The organism is Streptomyces sp. NPDC052301 (assembly GCF_044593395.1).
Lineage (GTDB): Bacteria > Actinomycetota > Actinomycetes > Streptomycetales > Streptomycetaceae > Streptomyces.
On sequence record NZ_JBIUBE010000002.1, the window covers coordinates 133979 to 151050 of the forward strand.

16 protein-coding genes are annotated in these 17072 nt (G+C 72.1%); 8 read left to right on the forward strand and 8 right to left on the reverse strand.

The window, feature by feature from the left end:
- Positions 1 to 161: 161 nt before the first annotated feature.
- The 6 genes from ACIHEJ_RS04245 to ACIHEJ_RS04270 all read right to left on the reverse strand — a co-directional run bounded on the left by ACIHEJ_RS04245 (position 162) and on the right by ACIHEJ_RS04270 (position 5533).
- On the reverse strand, positions 162 to 1064 hold the full coding sequence (locus ACIHEJ_RS04245; protein ID WP_400132058.1) for a universal stress protein: 903 nt from the start codon (positions 1062 to 1064) through the stop codon (positions 162 to 164).
- Between the two features lie 141 nt (positions 1065 to 1205).
- The gene (locus tag ACIHEJ_RS04250; protein WP_400132060.1) at positions 1206 to 1448 is read right to left on the reverse strand and encodes a DUF397 domain-containing protein; all 243 of its coding nucleotides are present in this window, start codon (positions 1446 to 1448) and stop codon (positions 1206 to 1208) included.
- 93 nt (positions 1449 to 1541) lie between these two features.
- The gene (locus ACIHEJ_RS04255) at positions 1542 to 2708 is read right to left on the reverse strand and encodes a thiolase domain-containing protein (RefSeq protein ID WP_400132062.1); all 1167 of its coding nucleotides are present in this window, start codon (positions 2706 to 2708) and stop codon (positions 1542 to 1544) included.
- Positions 2705 to 3754 carry a thiolase domain-containing protein gene (locus ACIHEJ_RS04260; protein ID WP_400132064.1) on the reverse strand — a complete coding sequence of 350 codons (1050 nt, stop codon included), beginning with the start codon at positions 3752 to 3754 and terminating at the stop codon, positions 2705 to 2707. Before ACIHEJ_RS04260 ends, ACIHEJ_RS04255 begins: the two co-directional genes overlap by 4 nt.
- On the reverse strand, positions 3751 to 4710 hold the full coding sequence (locus ACIHEJ_RS04265) for a Zn-ribbon domain-containing OB-fold protein (RefSeq protein WP_400132066.1): 960 nt from the start codon (positions 4708 to 4710) through the stop codon (positions 3751 to 3753). The genes ACIHEJ_RS04260 and ACIHEJ_RS04265 overlap by 4 nt, the downstream gene beginning before the upstream one ends.
- A 22-nt stretch (positions 4711 to 4732) precedes the next feature.
- Positions 4733 to 5533, reverse strand: a complete 801-nt coding sequence (locus ACIHEJ_RS04270) for a crotonase/enoyl-CoA hydratase family protein (protein ID WP_400132067.1) — start codon at positions 5531 to 5533, stop codon at positions 4733 to 4735.
- A 186-nt stretch (positions 5534 to 5719) separates the two neighbouring features.
- Here ACIHEJ_RS04270 and ACIHEJ_RS04275 point away from each other — a divergent pair, with 186 nt between their 5' ends.
- The gene (locus ACIHEJ_RS04275) at positions 5720 to 7339 is read left to right on the forward strand and encodes an acyl-CoA synthetase (protein ID WP_400132069.1); all 1620 of its coding nucleotides are present in this window, start codon (positions 5720 to 5722) and stop codon (positions 7337 to 7339) included.
- Positions 7340 to 7468: 129 nt separating this feature from the next.
- Here the strand turns inward: ACIHEJ_RS04275 and ACIHEJ_RS04280 are convergent, their stop codons facing one another.
- Complete coding sequence (locus ACIHEJ_RS04280) at positions 7469 to 8335, reverse strand: alpha/beta fold hydrolase (protein WP_400132071.1); 867 nt, start codon at positions 8333 to 8335, stop codon at positions 7469 to 7471.
- Between the two features lie 170 nt (positions 8336 to 8505).
- Between ACIHEJ_RS04280 and paaK the strand changes: the two genes are divergently transcribed.
- From paaK to ACIHEJ_RS04305, 5 genes are all read left to right on the forward strand, one after another.
- Positions 8506 to 9810: a phenylacetate--CoA ligase PaaK gene (gene paaK, locus ACIHEJ_RS04285; protein ID WP_400132073.1), complete on the forward strand. Its 1305-nt coding sequence runs from the start codon at positions 8506 to 8508 to the stop codon at positions 9808 to 9810.
- 98 nt (positions 9811 to 9908) lie between these two features.
- Positions 9909 to 10382 carry a carboxymuconolactone decarboxylase family protein gene (locus ACIHEJ_RS04290; protein WP_400132075.1) on the forward strand — a complete coding sequence of 158 codons (474 nt, stop codon included), beginning with the start codon at positions 9909 to 9911 and terminating at the stop codon, positions 10380 to 10382.
- A gap of 38 nt (positions 10383 to 10420) precedes the next feature.
- Entirely contained in the window at positions 10421 to 11341 is a 921-nt protein-coding gene (locus ACIHEJ_RS04295; RefSeq protein WP_400132077.1) for an RNA polymerase sigma-70 factor, read from the forward strand.
- An 87-nt stretch (positions 11342 to 11428) separates the two neighbouring features.
- Positions 11429 to 11761 carry an ArsR/SmtB family transcription factor gene (locus ACIHEJ_RS04300; RefSeq protein ID WP_400132078.1) on the forward strand — a complete coding sequence of 111 codons (333 nt, stop codon included), beginning with the start codon at positions 11429 to 11431 and terminating at the stop codon, positions 11759 to 11761.
- Between the two features lie 76 nt (positions 11762 to 11837).
- Positions 11838 to 12761 (forward strand): TIGR03620 family F420-dependent LLM class oxidoreductase, encoded by a 924-nt coding sequence (locus ACIHEJ_RS04305; protein WP_400132080.1) that lies wholly within the window; start codon positions 11838 to 11840, stop codon positions 12759 to 12761.
- Here the strand turns inward: ACIHEJ_RS04305 and ACIHEJ_RS04310 are convergent.
- Positions 12758 to 14254: an acyl-CoA synthetase gene (locus ACIHEJ_RS04310; RefSeq protein ID WP_400132082.1), complete on the reverse strand. Its 1497-nt coding sequence runs from the start codon at positions 14252 to 14254 to the stop codon at positions 12758 to 12760. The two genes, ACIHEJ_RS04305 and ACIHEJ_RS04310, sit on opposite strands and share 4 nt — an antisense overlap.
- 219 nt (positions 14255 to 14473) lie before the next feature.
- Between ACIHEJ_RS04310 and ACIHEJ_RS04315 the strand changes: the two genes are divergently transcribed.
- Both ACIHEJ_RS04315 and ACIHEJ_RS04320 read left to right on the forward strand, forming a co-directional pair.
- On the forward strand, positions 14474 to 15907 hold the full coding sequence (locus ACIHEJ_RS04315) for a cytochrome P450 (protein ID WP_400132084.1): 1434 nt from the start codon (positions 14474 to 14476) through the stop codon (positions 15905 to 15907).
- Positions 15891 to 16898, forward strand: a complete 1008-nt coding sequence (locus tag ACIHEJ_RS04320; protein WP_400132086.1) for a (-)-alpha-amorphene synthase — start codon at positions 15891 to 15893, stop codon at positions 16896 to 16898. The genes ACIHEJ_RS04315 and ACIHEJ_RS04320 overlap by 17 nt, the downstream gene beginning before the upstream one ends.
- Positions 16899 to 17072 lie beyond the last annotated feature (174 nt).

Below are 17072 nucleotides of genomic sequence, written 5' to 3' on the forward strand. Positions count from 1 at the left end.
GGCGTGGCGGAACCGTAGGTTCGCGCGCGTGGCGGCACCATGGCGCCGGGCCCCACAGCCGTCTCCGTGCCGGTCGGCGGCGGAGGGATTGCGGGGCCGTCCGTGCTCTGCTAAGTGGACTCGGCCGTGCGGTACGGGCGGTGGGGTCGGAGCCGCGCCGGTCAGTCCTCCGGTGGTGCGGGCGGTACCACCGCGATCGGGCACGCCGCGTGCAGCAGCACGGCCTGGGTGACCGAGCCCATCATGCGGGCGGGCGCGAGCAGCCGCCGCCGGTGCCGGCCGACGACCACCAGGTCGGCGTCCCTGGAGGCGGCGACGAGGTGGCCGGCCGCGCCGCCGGGCAGCGCCCGGGTGTCCGCGCGGACCTCGGGGTGCCGTTTGCGGTGCGGGGCGAGGAAGCCCTCGGCGAGGGTGCGGGTCTCGTTCTCCACGGCGGCCTGGTCGACCAGGGGCGGCACCGGCTGGCCCGGGGCGGTCCAGGTCTGCGGCGGCCACGGGTAGGCGGCGATCACCTGCACCCGGGCGCCGCGCAGGGCCGCCTCGGCGAAGGCCAGGGTGAGAACGGCCTCGTCGGGACTGTCGACGTGCAGGCCGACGACCACCCGGGGTCCGGGCTCGGCCGGCGGCTCTGCGTGCACCTCGCGGTCCGGCCGGGGTACGACGACCACCGGGCACTCGGCGTCGCGGGCGGCGGCGAGGCCGTTGGAGCCCAGCAGCAGTCCGGCGAAACCGCCACGGCCCCGCGAGCCGAGCACCAACAGCTGTGCGCCCATCCCGAGTTGTGGCAGGACGGCACCCGGGACGCCCTCCTGGGCGACGTACTCCACGGCCGGTTCCCCATTGCCGTCCCCGAGCCGGGCGCGGACCTCGTCGAGCACCGGGTCGCCCCCGGTCTCGGGCGGCCCGGCGACCAGCACATCGGCCTGGCCCCAGGCGGCGTACTGACGGACGTGCACCACTCTGAGGGGTGCCGCGCGGCGGCGGGCGGCTTCCAGGGCCCACTCCAGGGCGCGCAGGCTGTCCTCGGAGCCCTCGACCGCGACGATGACCGGTGCTGTGCTCATACTTCCTCACCTCCGAAAACGGCGACCTCCGCCTTGCTGGGGCCAGCCTCGCTCAGGCGTCGGCCCCGGCAGGGCGCTGCTGGTCGCGTGTCCGGAAATCCGGTCGGAACTCCCCCGGTTCGGCTCGTGGTGCGCGCTTCCTCAGGTGAGGTCGAACTCGCCCTCGCGGGCCCCGGAGACGAACGCGCCCCATTCGGCGGGGGTGAAGATCAGGGAGGGGCTCTCCGGGCGGTCGCTGTTGCGCATCGCGATGAACCCTTCGACGAAGGCGATCTGGACATCGCCCAGGCCTCGGCTGCTGGACTGCCACTCGGCCCTGCTGAGGTCCAACTCCGGCTTGCGCCAGCCCGTGAGCGGCTGCTGCTGGGTGGTGGTCTCGGCCACGTCCGTGCTCCTCCCGGTTCGTCGTCCGCGGCTCAGCCTAGCGACCCCTCGGGACGGCCGACAGGCCATGTGAGGAGGACTTTCGTACGACGGTCAGGAGTCGGGGGGTTCGGACCCCACGAGCCACATGGAGAAGAACTGCGAGCCGCCGCCGTAGGCGTGCCCGAGCACCCTGCGGGCGCCGTCCACCTGGTGTTCCCCGGCCCGGCCGCGCACCTGGAGGGCGGCCTCGGCGAAGCGGATCATCCCGGAGGCGCCGATGGGGTTGCTGGACAGCACACCGCCCGACATGTTGACGGGCAGGTCGCCGTCGAGCTCGGTGACCCCGGACTCGGTGAGCTTCCAGCCCTCGCCCTCCTCGGCGAAGCCGAGGTTCTCCAGCCACATGGGCTCGTACCAGGAGAACGGCACGTACATCTCGACGGCGTCGATGTCCCGGCGCGGGTCGGCGATGCCGGCCTGCCGGTAGACGTCGGCGGCGCAGTCCTTCCCGGCCTGGGGGGAGACGAAGTCCTTGCCGGCGAACAGGGTCGGTTCGCTGCGCATGGCGCCGCCGAGCATCCAGGCGGGCGGCCTGGGTGCGCGGGCGGCTCCGGCGCGGTCGGTGAGGACCATGGCGCAGGCGCCGTCGGAGGACGGGCAGGTCTCGGAGTAGCGGATGGGGTCCCACAGCATGGGTGAGGCCTGGACCTTCTCCAGGGTGATGTCGTGCTCGTGGAGGTGGGCCCAAGGGTTCTTCAGGGCGTTGCGCCGGTCCTTGTAGGCGACGAGGGAGCCTACGGTGTCGGGGGCGCCGCTGCGTCGCATGTACGCGCGCACGTGCGGGGCGAAGAAGCCGCCCGCGCCCGCGAGCAGGGGCTGTTGGAAGGGGATGGGCAGGGACAGGCCCCACATCGCGTTCGACTCGGACTGTTTTTCGAAGGCGAGGGTGAGGACGGTTCCGTGGACGCGGGCGGCGACCAGGTTCGCGGCCACCAGCGCCGTCGACCCGCCGACGGAGCCCGCCGTGTGCACCCGGAGCATGGGCTTGCCGACGGCGCCGAGGGCGTCGGCGAGGTACAGCTCGGGCATCATCACGCCCTCGAAGAAGTCGGGCGCCTTGCCGATGACGACGGCGTCGATGTCGGCCCAGGTCAGCTCGGCGTCCTCCAGGGCCCTTCGGGCCGCCTCGCGGACGAGTCCGGCGATCGACACGTCCCGGCGGGCGGCCACGTGCTTGGTCTGGCCGACGCCTACGACGGCCACGGGCTCCTTGCTCATCGGGGATCCCCTTCGAGGACGGCGACCAGGTTCTGCTGCAGGCAGGGGCCGGAGGTGGCGTGGGCGAGGGCGCGGTCGGACGCGCCGCGGTGGATGCGGGCGGCGGCCTCGCCGATGCGGATGAGGCCTGCGGCCATGACCGGGTTGGCGGCCAGTGCCCCGCCGGAGGGGTTGACGCGCACGCCGTCGCCGAGGCGGAGCGCCTTGCGCAGTACGACCTCCTGGGCGGTGAACGGCGCGTGCAACTCGGCGGTGTCGACCGGCCGTTCGAAAGCGCCTGCCTTCTCGGCGGCGAGCCGGGCGGAGGGCGAGTCGGTGAGGTCGCGGACGCCGAGTGCGTGGGCCTCGGTGCGGTGGTCGATGCCCCGGATCCAGGCGGGCCGCGCGCACAGTTCCCGGGCCCGGTCCCCGGCCGCGAGGATCACGGCGGCGGCGCCGTCGGAGACGGGCGGGCAGTCGCCGGTGCGCAACGGGCGTACGACGTAGTCGCCGTGCGGTGTGCCGCCCTTGAGCTGGGCGTGCGGGTTGGCCTCCGCGTCGGCCCGGTTGCGGGCGCCGACGGCGGCGAGGGCGGGCTCGTCGGTGTCCCCGGCGTCGATGAGGGCCTGGGCCTGGAGGGCGGCGAGGGCCACGGCGTCGGGCCACAGGGGGGCCAGGTAGTACGGGTCGAGCTGGCGGGTCAGCACGTCCCGCACCGAGCCCGGTGAGCACTTGCCGTAGGAGTAGACGAGCGCGGTGTCGGCGTCGCCGGTGAGCAGCTTGGTCCAGGCCTCGTACAGCGCCCAGGCGCCGTCCATCTCGACGTGCGACTCGGAGATCGGCGGCCAGGCGCCCACGCCGTCGAGGGCGAGGGTGAAGGAGAAGGCGCGGCCGGCGAGGTAGTCGCTGGAGCCGGAGCAGGTGAAACCGATGTCGGCGGTCCTCAGGCCGGTCCGGGCGAGGACCTCGTGCAGCACCGGCATGAGCATCTCGACCTCGGAGAGCTCGTCGCTGGTGCGGCGGTGGTCGGTCTGTGCGAAGGCGACGACCGCGATCTCCCGGGTCACAGCAGCTCCTTGTAGGTGTCGTAGTCGGCGTCGGGCTCACCGGTGGGCCGGTAGTGGTCGGGGTAGCGGGCGCCCTCGGTCCACACCGGCTCCACGCGCAGCCCCATGCGGACCCGGTCGTAGGGGATGCCGCCGATCCGGGCGTGCAGGGCGAGGTCGGCGCCGTCGAGTGCGATGTGGGCGTAGACGTACGGCACTTCGATGTCGAGGTTCTTGGCCTTGATGTTGACGATGCAGAAGGTGGTGACCGTGCCGCGGGGACCTACTTCGACCTGTTCCACGGTGGCCACACCACAGGTGGGGCACGCACCCCTCGGCGGGACGTAGACCTTGCGGCAGGCGGGGCAGCGTTCGCCGACGGTGCGCCGCGCGGAGAGGGCGTGGATGTACGCGGTCTGGGCGCGGCCGGGCGAGTAGGTGTAGTCGAGGCGGGCCGGGGCGACGATGCCGGTCAGCGGGTTCTCGAATGCCCCGGCGTGGCCGGACGGTTCGGCCGGTTCGGCCGGTTCGGCCGGTTCGCCGTCGTACGGCTCGAAGCAGGCGATGTCGGTGATGGCGCCGGTGCGTTCGCCGGCCCAGCGGACGCGCACCCGCATGCCGGTGCGGACGGCGTCGGGGCCGGGGGCGGCGAGGGCGTGCAGCAGGGCCGTGTCGGCGCCGTCGAGCCGGACCAGGACCCAGGCGAAGGGGGTGTCGAGGGGCTGGCCGCGGCGCGGCTCGTGGTTCCACGCCCAGGTGGTGACCGTGCCGGTGGGCGCCACCTGCACCAGGTCGCGGATCTCCTCGGCGGTGACCGGGTCGTACTCGACGGGGGGCACGAGGGTGCGTCCGTCGGTGGTCCGCACGCCGAGGACGACGCGCTCGCGCAGGCCGGTGAGGAAGGCGCTCTGGACGGGGCCGAGGGAGCGGGTGAAGGGGAATTCGACGACCAGGGGGGCGCTGAGGACTTCGGGCATTCTGACGGACTCCTTCGACGGTTCAGGCGCGCTTGTAGACGGGGGGCCGCTTCTCCGCGAAGGCGCGGGCGCCTTCCTTGGCGTCGGCGGTGTCGAAGACCGGCCAGCCGCGGGCGAGTTCGGCGGCGAGTCCGTCGGTCTCGGTCATCTCGGCGGTCTCGTACACCGAGGCCTTGACGGCCTCGACTGCGAGCGGGCCGCAGGCGTTGATCCGCTCGGCGATCTCCAGGGCCTCTTCGAGGGCGGTGCCGTCGGGCACGACATGCCCGATCAGGCCGATGGCGGCGGCCTCCCGGGCGCTGTACGGGCGCCCGGTGAGCAGCATCTCCAGGGCGTGGGTGCGCGGGATCTGGCGCTGCAGCCGGACGGTGGAGCCGCCGATCGGGAACAGGCCGCGCCTGACCTCGAACAGGCCGAAGGCCGCGGACTCGCCCGCGACCCGGATGTCGGTGCCCTGGAGGATCTCGGTGCCGCCGGCGACGCAGTGGCCCTCGACGGCGGCGATCACCGGTTTGCGGGGGCGGTGGTGGCGCAGCATCGCCTTCCAGTGCAGGTCGGGGTCGGCCTTGAGCCGGTCCCGGTAGTGCTCCCCCGCCATGCCGTTCCCGGCCAGCGCCTTCAGATCCATGCCCGCGCAGAAGGCGCCGCCGGCCCCGGTGAGGACGACGGAGCGGACCGCGTCGTCCTCGTCGGCCTCGAGCCAGCCGTCGTACAGGCCGACGAGCATCGGGAGCGAGAGCGCGTTCTTGGCGTCGGGCCGGTTGAGCGTGAGCACCAGTGTGGCGCCTTCACGTCGGACGGTGAGGTGTTCGGTCCCACCCATGGGCCATCTCCCCTCGGTAAGAACGAGAACAGGTTGCAGGAGGCGAGAAGGCACTTCAAGGGTTTTCTGACAGTCAGTCAGATTTATTGGCGCGGACCCTTCCCAGTTGCCGCGCCCTTTGCTCTGATGACCGACGAACCGAAGGGCGCGCCTTTCTTCGTCCGGCTGCCGGGGTCAGGAGGAGCGGTGGAGTACAACCTTGCCGATCTGTTCGAGTCGGTCGTCGACGTGGTTCCGGGCCGCGAGGCGCTCGTGTACCTCGACCACCCCGGCACGGGTGCCGAGCGCCGCCTGACCTACGCGGAGCTGGACGCCGCGGCCAACCGCGTCGCGCACCACCTGATCGACAGCGGCATCCGCCCCGGGGAGCACCTGGGCCTGCACCTGTACAACGGCGTGGAGTACCTGCAGACGGTGCTGGGCTGCCTGAAGGCGCGAATCGTCCCGGTGAACGTCAACTACCGGTACGTCGAAGAGGAGTTGGTGTATCTCTACCGGGACGCCGACCTGGTCGCGCTGGTCTACGGCGCCGAGTTCGAGGACCGGGTGGCGCGGGCCCTGCCGCGTGCGCCGAAGCTGCGGCATCTGCTGCGGGTGGGGACGGGCCCGGCGGGCGGAGTGCCCGGGGCGGTGCCCTTCACCGACGCCGAGGCAGCCGGTTCACCCGGGCGGGGCTTCGCGGCGCGCTCCGGGGACGACCAGTTCATCGTCTACACGGGCGGGACCACGGGGATGCCCAAGGGCGTGATGTGGCGCCAGGAGGACCTGTTCTTCGCCGGGCTGGGCGGCGGTGCGCCGACGGGTGAGCCGGTGAAGGCCCCGCAGGAGCTGGCCGAGCGAGTGGCCGCGGGCGGCTCCGGGATCACCTTCTTCCCCACTCCCCCGCTGATGCACGGCACCTCGACCCTCACCGCCTTCATCGGCTTCGGCTTCGGCCAACGCGTCGTGCTGCACCGCAAGTTCGTCCCCGAGGAGGTGCTGCGCACGATCGAGCGGGAGCGGGTCACCAGTGTGTCCCTGGTCGGCGACGCGATGCTCCGGCCGCTGATCGACGCGCTGAGCGGTCCGATGAAGGGCACGGACTGCTCGGCCCTGTTCAGCGTCTCCTCGTCGGGCGCGATCATGTCGGAGACGGTGCGCCGCCAGTTCCGGGACCTGGTCCCGAACGCCGTGCTGCTGAACAACTTCGGCTCCTCGGAGTCCGGGTTCAACGGCACCGCGACGGACGACTCCGGACCCGAGCGCGGCTTCCGCATCCGGGTCAACTCCCGCACCCGGGTGGTGGATCCGGCGACGCACGAGCCGGTCGCCGTCGGCGAGATCGGCCGGGTCGCCCAGTGCGGCCATGTGCCGCTCGGCTACTACAACGACCCCGGGAAGACGGCCGAGACGTTCTTCGAGAAGGACGGGCAGCGCTGGGTGCTGCTGGGCGACATGGCGACGGTCGACGAGGACGGCGTGGTCACCGTCCTCGGGCGGGGCTCGCAGTGCATCAACACCGGGGGCGAGAAGGTCTATCCGGAGGAGGTCGAGCAGGCGCTCAAGGCCCATCCGGACGTGTACGACGCGCTGGTCGCCGGGGTGCCGGACGCCACCTGGGGCAACCACGTGGCGGCCGTGGTGCAGCTGCGCGCGGGAGCGCCCTGCCCGACGCTGGCGGACATCCAGGGCCACTGCCGCAGCCGGCTGGCCGGCTACAAGATCCCCCGGCAGCTGGTCGTCGCGGAGTCCATCCAGCGGTCGCCGAGCGGCAAGGCGGACTACCGGTGGGCCCGTGAGGTGGCGCTGGCGGCCGATCGGCGGTAGGCGGTCGCGGCCGAACACCGGCGGGTGACAGCCGGTCACCGGCGGGTCGCGGCCGAACACCGGCGGGTGGCGGCAGCGCCGGGGTGTCCATGCCGGGAACGCCGTCCGGGCCGCGCGCTCCCGGGCCGGTCACTCTGCGGACGGCACGGCCGTACCCGCGGGGGCGCCGAGGAAGGGGAGCACGCGGCCGGCGAAGCGCTCCGGGTCGTCCAGCCAGGGGTAGTGACCGGCGCCGGGCTGAACGGTGAACTCGGCGTTCGGGAAGGCGTCGGCGGTGCGGCGGGCGAGGTCGGGGCGGGGGCCGCCGTCGAGTCCGCCCGCGAGGACGAGGACCGGTGCGGTCAGGGCGGCGAGGGCGGTGCGGGTCGCGTCCGGGGTGAAGGCGCCTTCGCCGAAGTAGGCGTCGGCGGCCTCCTCGTTGGTCTGCGCCAGTTCGGCGTCGGTGTGCGCCCGGGCGGTGGCGTCCCAGCGGCCGTGGAAGAAGGGCAGGAACACGTCGTCGAAGTCGGCCTCGCCGCACAGCCAGGCCCGGAAGGCGGGGAACGCCTCGGCGAACCAGGGCTCGTCCGCGCGCATCCGGGCCGCCGCCAGCCGGTCCTCGGGGGTCGCCCGCATGCCCAGCGCCGAGGGGTTGGGGGTGATCAGCACCAGCCGCCGTATCCGGTGCGGATGGCGAGCCGCGTAGAGCATCGCCAGGGCGGCGCCGGCCGAGTGGGCGAGCAGATCCATGTGCTCCAGCCCCATGTGTGCCCGCCACACCTCCACGTCCTCGACCATCCGGTCGCACCGGTACGTCGCCGGATCCGCCGGCACCGCGGAGTCTCCTGTGCCGCGCAGGTCGAGCAAGGTCAGCCGACGGTGCGCGGTCAGTCCGCCGAGGTCCCCGAGATAGGCGGAGGCCCGCATCGGGCCGCCGGGCAGCACGACGAGGGGTTCGCCGTCCCCCCGCAGGTGATAGGCGAGCCGTGTGCCGTCGGGCGTGGTGAAGTTCGGCATGGGCCTGATCATCTCTGCCTTCGGGCAGACGCGACCACCCTTTTTCGTCTCGTACGAAAAATTCCCGCAGCCCTCTTGCCTGGAGCCGTACGGCCTGAATTACTGGCCCGGAACAGATCGACCGAATGATCGGTCGTCCGGAATGTGAGGCTGGCAAGGGAGACGTCCCGATGGCGGATGCGACGGACCTGCTCGACGCGGGCGAGCGGCTCGTGCCCGAGGAGCTGCGCGCGCTGCAGCTGGAGCGGCTGCGGGCCTCGCTGCGGCACGCGTACGACCATGTGCCGTTCTACCGGGAGTCCTTCGACAAGGCCGGCGTCCGCCCGGAGGACTGCCGGTCCCTCGCCGATCTCGCCCATTTCCCCTTCACGACCAAGGCCGACCTGCGCGCGAACTACCCGTACGGCATGTTCGCCGTGCCCCGGGAGAGGATCCGCCGGCTGCACGCCTCCAGCGGGACGACGGGACGCCCCACGGTGGTCGGCTACACGGACAACGACCTCTCCATGTGGGCCGACATGGTGGCCCGGTCGATCCGAGCGGCCGGCGGGCGGCCCGGGGACGTCGTGCATGTGGCCTACGGCTACGGTCTGTTCACCGGTGGCCTGGGCGCGCACTACGGTGCCGAACGCCTCGGCTGTACGGTCGTCCCGGCATCCGGCGGCATGACGGCCCGGCAGGTGCAGCTGATCCAGGACCTGGAACCCGCCGTCATCATGGTGACCCCCTCCTACATGCTCACGCTGCTGGACGAGTTCGAGCGGCAGGGCGTCGACCCGCGCGGCACCTCGCTGCGGGTGGGCGTGTTCGGGGCCGAGCCGTGGACCGAGCAGATGCGGCGCGAGATCGAGGAACGGTTCGGGATCGACGCCGTCGACATCTACGGGCTGTCCGAGGTGATCGGCCCCGGTGTGGCACAGGAGTGCGTGGAGACCAAGGACGGCCTGACCGTGTGGGAGGACCACTTCTACCCGGAGGTGGTCGACCCGATCACGGGTGAGGTGCTGCCGGAGGGCGAGCGGGGCGAACTGGTGTTCACCTCGCTGACCAAGGAGGCCCTGCCGATCCTCCGCTACCGCACCCGCGACCTGACCCGGCTGCTGCCCGGCACGGCCCGGGCGTTCCGCCGGATGGAGAAGATCACCGGGCGCAGCGACGACATGGTGATCCTGCGCGGGGTCAATCTGTTCCCCACCCAGATCGAGGAGATCGTGCTGCGCACGCCCGGTGTGGCACCGCACTTCCAGCTGCGGCTGACCCGGGAGGGCCGGCTGGACCGGTTGACCGTCCGGGCCGAGGGCCGCCCCGGCGCGACTCCGCAGGCCCGGGAGGCGGCGGCCCGGTCCATCGTCGCGGCCGTCAAGGACGGCGTCGGCGTCTCGGTCGACGTGGAGATCGTGGAACCGGAGTCGCTGGAGCGCTCGGTGGGCAAGATCCGGCGGATCGTGGACCTGCGGCCACGGGCCGCCGGGTAGCGGGCACGAGAGACGCAGCTCACACGCGTCCGTGTCACAGGGGGTCGGGCCGTCCCGTCTCAGGGGTGTAGCCACGGACCACCTCGAAGGAGCACACCATGGACGCGCGACTGAACTACTTCGCCAGCCCGGCCGCCGGAAGGGCCCTCAAGTACTTCATGTCGGCGGGCAAGGCGCTCAAGGACTCACCGCTGCCGGCCGCGACGCAGGAGCTGGTCGCACTGCGCGTGAGCCAGATCAACGGCTGCGCCGTCTGCATCGACATGCACACCAAGGAGGCCGCCGCCGCGGGCGAGACCTCGGTGCGACTGAACCTGGTCGCTGCATGGCGGGAGGCCACGGTCTTCACCGAGGCCGAGCGTGCCGCCCTGGCGCTGGCGGAGGAGGGGACCCGGGTGGCGGACGCGGCCACGGGCGTCAGTGACGCGGTGTGGGCGTCCGCCGCCGCGCACTACGACGAGGAACAGCTCACCGCCCTGGTGATCCTGGTCTCCTTCATGAACTCGGTGAACCGGCTGAACATCATCACCCGGCAGCCGGCCGGCACCTACGAGCCCGGACAGTTCCACTGAGACAGCCGACCGGAACGGTTCACGGGAGGGGATGCGGTGTGGGCAAGGCCGAGGAGTTCGAGGAGCTGCGGCCGCTGCTGTTCTCGATCGCCTATCGGATCCTGGGCAGTGTGGGCGAGGCCGAGGACGCGGTGCAGGAGACCTGGCTGCGCTTCGACGGCTCGTCGACCCGGCCGGTGTCGGTCAAGGCCTTCCTGTCGGCCACGGTGACACGGATCTCGATCGACGTACTGCGCTCCGCGCGGGTGCGGCGCGAGCAGTACGTGGGCCCCTGGTTCCCCGAGCCGCTGCTGAACGACCCGTACGAGGATCCGGCGCGGTCGGTGGAGCTGGCCGACTCGGTGTCGATGGCGGCGCTGCTCCTGCTGGAGCGGCTCAGCCCGCTGGAGCGGGCGGTGTTCGTGCTGCGGGAGGTGTTCGCCTTCGGGTTCGACGAGGTCGCCGCGGCGGTGGGGCGTTCGGAGCCGGCGTGCCGGCAGCTGCTGGTGCGGGCGCGGCGGCACATGGAGGCCGGGCGGCCGAGGTTCGCGGCGGACCGGCGGGAGCGGCAGGAGCTGGCGACACGGTTCTTCGACGCGCTGAAGGACGGCGATGTGGGCGGACTTCAGGAGCTGCTCGCCGCCGATGTCCAGCTGGTCGGGGACGGCGGCGGCAAGGCCCCGCAGCTGGCAGCGGCCGTCGTGGGCGCGGACAAGGTGGCCCGGCTGCTGGGCACGGTCTTCCCCTGGCTGCTCCGCGTGGACGCGTCCCTGGAGCCGCACGAGGTCAACGGCCAGCCGGGCGCGATCCTCCGCGACCGGAACGGCAAGGTCCTCCACACGCTGGTCCTCGATGTACTGGACGGGCGGATCCAGGCCGTCCGCGTGGTGATCAACCCCGACAAGCTCGGCCACATCGGCCCGGTCGCCGACGCCTGGGCAGTCGATCGCGAGGTGAGGCAGGCCCGCCGGCGGGGGTGAGGCCGCCGGCGGTGAGGCAGGCCCGCCGGCCGACCAGGCTCGTATCGACGTACCTCGAAACGTCGTCGCGGCCTATACTTTCCGGCCATGACGGACAGCGCCCCCACCCCGGACCCGGACCTGGTCAACGCGCTGCGGGCGCTGTCCAACCCGATGCGGTTGCAGATGCTGCGCTGGCTGCGCGAACCCGAGCGGCACTTCCCCATGGAGGCGGCCATCGCCGACCCCGCCGAGGTGGGGGTGTGCGTGAGCCACCTCCAGGCCAAGGCCGGGCTGGCCCAGTCGACCGTGTCGGCCTACATGGCCGAACTGCAGCGGGCGGGACTGGTCCGGGCGACCCGGGTGGGCAAGTGGACCCGCTACAGGCGGGACGAGCGGCGCATCGCCGAGCTGGTCGCCGAGCTCGGGCGGACCCTCTAGATCCTCACACCTCGCCCTCTCCCGCGCCCTCCCCCGCCCCGCGCGCCCCTTGGGGGTCATATCGAAAATCTCCGATATGACGAATCGACGATTTCACGCTGTCCACTCCGCGAGGGAGCACACCGATGGACCTCGGTACGTTCGGGATCTACACCTTCGACTTCGAGCACCAGCCGGCAGCGCGGATCCGCGACTCGGTCCAGGAGCTGGAGGAGCTGGGCCGGGGGCGCTCCGGGTGCCCGAGCTGCTCGGGCGGGACGCGTTCACCCATGCCGGGTACCTGCTCTCCTGCACGCGGCGGCTGAACGTCGTCAACGGCATCGCCCGGATCTGGTCCCGGGAGGCGCGCTGGACGCACGGCGCCGCCCTGCTGCTCGCCGACGCCTACCCGGGCCGGCACGTGCTGGGCCTGGGCTTCGGTGGGGATCCGCGCCCGGGGGTCCGGCCCCTCGCCGCGATGGCCGCGTACCTCGACGAGCTGGACACCCTGCAGACGCCCAACCCCCGCCCGCACCACCCGATCCGGCGCCTGCCGGCCGCGTACGGCCCGAAGATGCAGCAGCTGGCCCGCGACCGCGCCGACGGCGCCCAGACCTGCCACGTGAACACGGCCCACACGGCCCAGGCCCGGGAGGTCCTCGGACCGGACGCCTTCCTGGCCGTCGAGCACGCGGTGCTGTTCGAGCGCGACCCGGTCCGCGCCCGTGCCCTGGCGCGCGAGCATCGGCACGGCTACCTCGGGACCCCGTACAACATCGCCGAGTTCCGCCGTCTCGGGTACACCGACGACGACCTCGGCGACGGCGCCAGCGACCGCTTCGTGGACGACCTCGTGTTCTGGGGCGACCCGGACACGGTCGTGCGGAAGCTGCACGGCCACCTCCAGGCGGGCGCCGATCACGTGGCCGTGCAGGTGATCGGCGTCGAACCGGGCGCGTCGGCCCTGCCGCACTGGCGGGTGCTGGCCGACGCGCTGCGGCCGGCGAGGAGGGACGGCTAGCCGCTGAACCGGTCCCGCAGCTCGCGCTTGAGGATCTTGCCGCTGGCGTTGCGCGGCAGCTCGGCCACGAACAGCACCCGCTTGGGCGCCTTGAAGGGCGGGAGCTTCTCCTTCACGTGCGCGACGAGCTGCTCCTCCGTCACCTCGCCGCGCGCGACGACGACCGCCGTGACGGCCTCGATCCACCGCTCGTCGGGCAGACCGATCACGGCGGCCTCGGCCACGGCCTCGTGGGTGTACAAGGCGTCCTCGACCTGGCGTGAAGCGACCAGCACACCACCGGAGTTGATGACGTCCTTCACCCGGTCCACGATGGTGAAGTAACCCTCCGCGTCACGCACCGCGAGGTCGCCGGAGTGGAACCATCCGTCCCGGAAGGCCTCGGCGGTCTCCTCGGGCTTGTCCCAGTAGCCCTCGCACAACTGCGGTGAGCGGTAGACGATCTCGCCGGGGGTGCCGTCCGGCACCTCCTTGCCCTCGCCGTCCACGACCCGGGCGTCCACGAACAGCACGCTGCGGCCGCAGGAGTCCAGCCGTCCCTCGTGCTCGTCGGGTCCGAGGACGGTGGCCAGCGGGCCGATCTCGCTCTGCCCGAAGCAGTTGAAGAAGGCGAGCCCCGGCAGGCGCTCACGCAGCCGCCGCAGCACGGGCACCGGCATGATCGAAGCACCGTAGTAGGCCTTGCGCAGGCCGTCCAGGTCGCGGGTGGCGAAGTCGGGCCGGCCCGCCAGGCCGATCCACACCGTGGGCGGCGCGAAGAGGCTGTCCACGCGGCCCGTCTCGATCAGCTCGAACAGCCGGTCCCCGTCCGGCGCGTCCAGGACGATGTTGGTGGCGCCGACCGCGAGGTAGGGCAGCAGGAAGACGTGCATCTGCGCCGAGTGGTACAGCGGCAGCGCGTGCACCGGCCTGTCCCCGGCGCTCAGGTCCAGGGCGGTGATCGCGCTCAGGTACTCGTGCACCAGTGCGCGATGGGTCATCATCGCGCCCTTGGGCAGGGCGGTGGTCCCGGAGGTGTACAGCAGCTGCACCAGGTCCTCGGTGCGCGGTTCGGGCCCGTCGTACGGCGGCGCGTCCGGCAGCCGGGCGAGCAGCGAGTCCTCCGTGTCCCGCAACGGCAGCACCCGTACGTCGTCCGGCACATGACCGGCCAGGCCCGGGTCGGCGAGCACCAGACTGCTGCCCGACTGGCCCACCAGGTACGCCAGGTCGTCACCGGTCAGGTTGTGGTTGACCGGCACGTGCACCAGGCCGGCCCGGGCGCAGGCGAGGAAGGCGATCACGTAGGCGTCGGAGTTGTGCCCGTAGGCGGCGACCCGGTCACCGGGGGTGAGGCCCTGCGTGAGCAGCAGGGAAGCCGCGCGGGAGACGGCGTCGTCGAGTTCCTCGTACGTCCATCCGCGCGCGCCGTACTCCACCGCGACCCGCGCCGGGGTGCGCCGGGCGCTGCGTCGCAGCACCCCGTCGACCGTGCTGCCGTGTCCCTGCGTCATGGCTCATGATCCTGGGTCCGTCGCGGAGGGAGGTCAAGCACCCGGGGGGGGCGGCAACGAGGGTCCGTCGCACGCGGCTTCTGCTTCTGCGTGCTTCCGTGCGCCCCTATGAAGAAACGTTTCCGGACACCGGGCAGCATTGAACCTGGACAGGACATGATGCAGTCAACTCCGTGACAGCTGCACCGATTTACCTGTCACGCCGGACAGGAGGTATCCATGAGCCGTACGGTGTCCGAGCAGAAACGAACATGGACGACAGGTACTGCACCCGGCATATTCCCACTCCTGGGCCACGCTATCGCCTTCTACCGCCGGCCGTTGGCTTGTCTGAATTCTTTGCCCGCGCACGGAGATCTGGTCGAGATACGGCTGGGCCCCCAGCGCGCCTGGATGGTGTGCCACCCGGAGCTGACGCACGAGGTGCTCATGGATCCGCACACCTTCGACAAGGGGGGCCCGCTGTACGACAGGCTCGGGAAGCTGATGGGCGACGGTCTCGTCACCTGCCGCCAGCCGACGCACCGGGACAAGCGCCGACTGCTGCAGCCCGCCTTCCGTCCCTCCCACGTCGGCGCCTACGCGGATCTGATCACCGAAGAGGCCGAGGCGGTGTGCGAGACGTGGCCGGCAGGCCGCACGGTTCCCGTCACCGAGGCGATGATGGGCCTCACCACCCGTGTGATCAGCCGGGTGCTGCTCTCCGACTCGCTGGACGACACGACGGCCGCCGCGGTGCGGGACTGTCTCACCGATGTCGTCCGTGGTCTTTTCGTCCGCACCGTCGTACCGATCGACGCCCTGTTCCGCCTCCCCACACCCGCCAACCGCCGCTACCGGCGAGCGCTCACCCGGCTGCACGCCATCATCGACACGGTGATCACGGAGCGGCGGCGGGGCGCCGACCGCGACGACGTGCTGGGCACCCTGCTGGCGGCGACGCGCGGCGACGGCGGAGCGCCGGCGATCACGGAACAGGAGGTCCACGACCACCTGATCACGCTGCTGCTCACGGGCGCCGAGACCCAAGCACTGTGCCTGGCCGCCGCCTTCAGCCTGCTGGCCCGCCACCCGGAGGCGGAGCGCCGCCTGCACGCCGAGCTGGACTCCGTCCTCGGCGAAGGCCGTCGACCGGGTCCCGACGACCTGCCGCGCCTCGTCCACACCCGGTGCGTCGTCTCCGAGACGCTGCGCCACTCGTCCCCCGGCTGGCTCTTCACCCGCGTCACCACCAGGGAGACGGAACTCGCCGGGTGCCGTCTGCCCGCGGGAGCCGCCGTTCTGTACAGCCCCTACCTCCTCCACCACGATCCCGTGACGTTCCCCGAACCCGAGCGCTTCGACCCCGACCGCTGGCTGCCGGGGCTGCCCACCGTCGAGCAGCGCCGCGCGATGATGCCGTTCTCCGCGGGCGGCCGCAAATGCCTCGGTGACGAGTTCGCCATGGTGGAGGCCGTCCTGGCGCTCGCGACCATCGCCGGCCGCCGACGGCTGCGCCATCTGCCGGGGTACGTCGAACGGCCCCCCCGCCCCGGGATCACGATGGGACCGCGGGCACTGGTCATGGCCTGCGAGACCCGCTCATCGGCAGCAGGCGCCCCTCGCCCCTCCACATCCCGGACGGCAGGTGAGCACCGTGTCGACAACGCATGAGGAAATCACGCTCGGCCCACCGGACGGCACGGCGGTCCGCACCCTCCGGGACCTGATCGACGCCAACCTCCACATGCCGTTCCCGTTCCAGCGCAATCCCCATGGCTCCGAGGCCGCGGCCGGGGTCGACGCATGGCTGAGCACGTGGGGCCTGAGCGACGAACCGGGCGTGCCGGAGATGATCGCCCGCACGCGCCCCGCCGAACTCGCGTGCTGCACCAGCCCCACCGTGGATGCCGGTCTCCTCCGGATCGTGGCCCGCCAGATCGCCTATCAGTTCGTCTTCGACGACCTGGCGGAGGACGTCGGCCGGTGCTCACCGGGCGGGTTGCTGCCCATGTTGTGCGAGAGCGTCGAGATCCTCCGGGACGACCGGCCGCCCAGCACTCCTCTCGGAGCGGCCCTGGCCGACCTCCACCGGCAGGTCAGGGAGCGGAGCACACCCGCGCAGGCCGCGCGGTGGGCCTGGCAGAGCCGTGAGTACGTGCACGGCCTGCTGTACGAAGCGGTGGCCCAGTCCCGGCCCGTCCTCCTGCGGAGCCGGGACTGCACCTCCATACGGTCGCTGACCGCGGGCGTCCAGCCGTTCTACCCCCTGTACGAGGCCGCCCAGCCACACGAACTGACCGTTGCCGAGCTCCATCATCCCGGCGTACGGCGGCTGAGCCGGCTGTCGGCCGACGCCGCGGTGTGGACGGCCGACCTGTTCTCCGCGGTGAAGGAGGAGCGCACCGGCGAGATGATCAACCTGGCCCTGGCCCTGCGACGCGCACACCGGTGCTCTCTGCAGACCGCCGTCCTCCTGGCCGTCCAGCAGATCAACCGCACGATCGAGGAGTTCCAGGAGCTCCGCGAGGAGGTCGAACCGGAGTTGAGCCCCGCGGGCGTCGGCTACGTGCAGGGCATGATCGGCTGGATCCGCGGGTGTTACGACTGGTCCCGCACGGTGCCTCGCTACGCGGATGTGGCGTCGGTGCCTGCCGTGCCGTAGGCGCTCCCGGCGTGCTCCGGAGACGGCGTCACCGGGAGGCGTCCATCCGTGGGTCCTACCCCACGGACGGACATTCTCCCACCTGCGGTTCGTGATTCACCCGAAGGTGCCCAATCCGCCCTCCGGCACCTGGGTGAGGCGTACCCTCGGCTCTCCCCGAGCCGAGCGACAGAA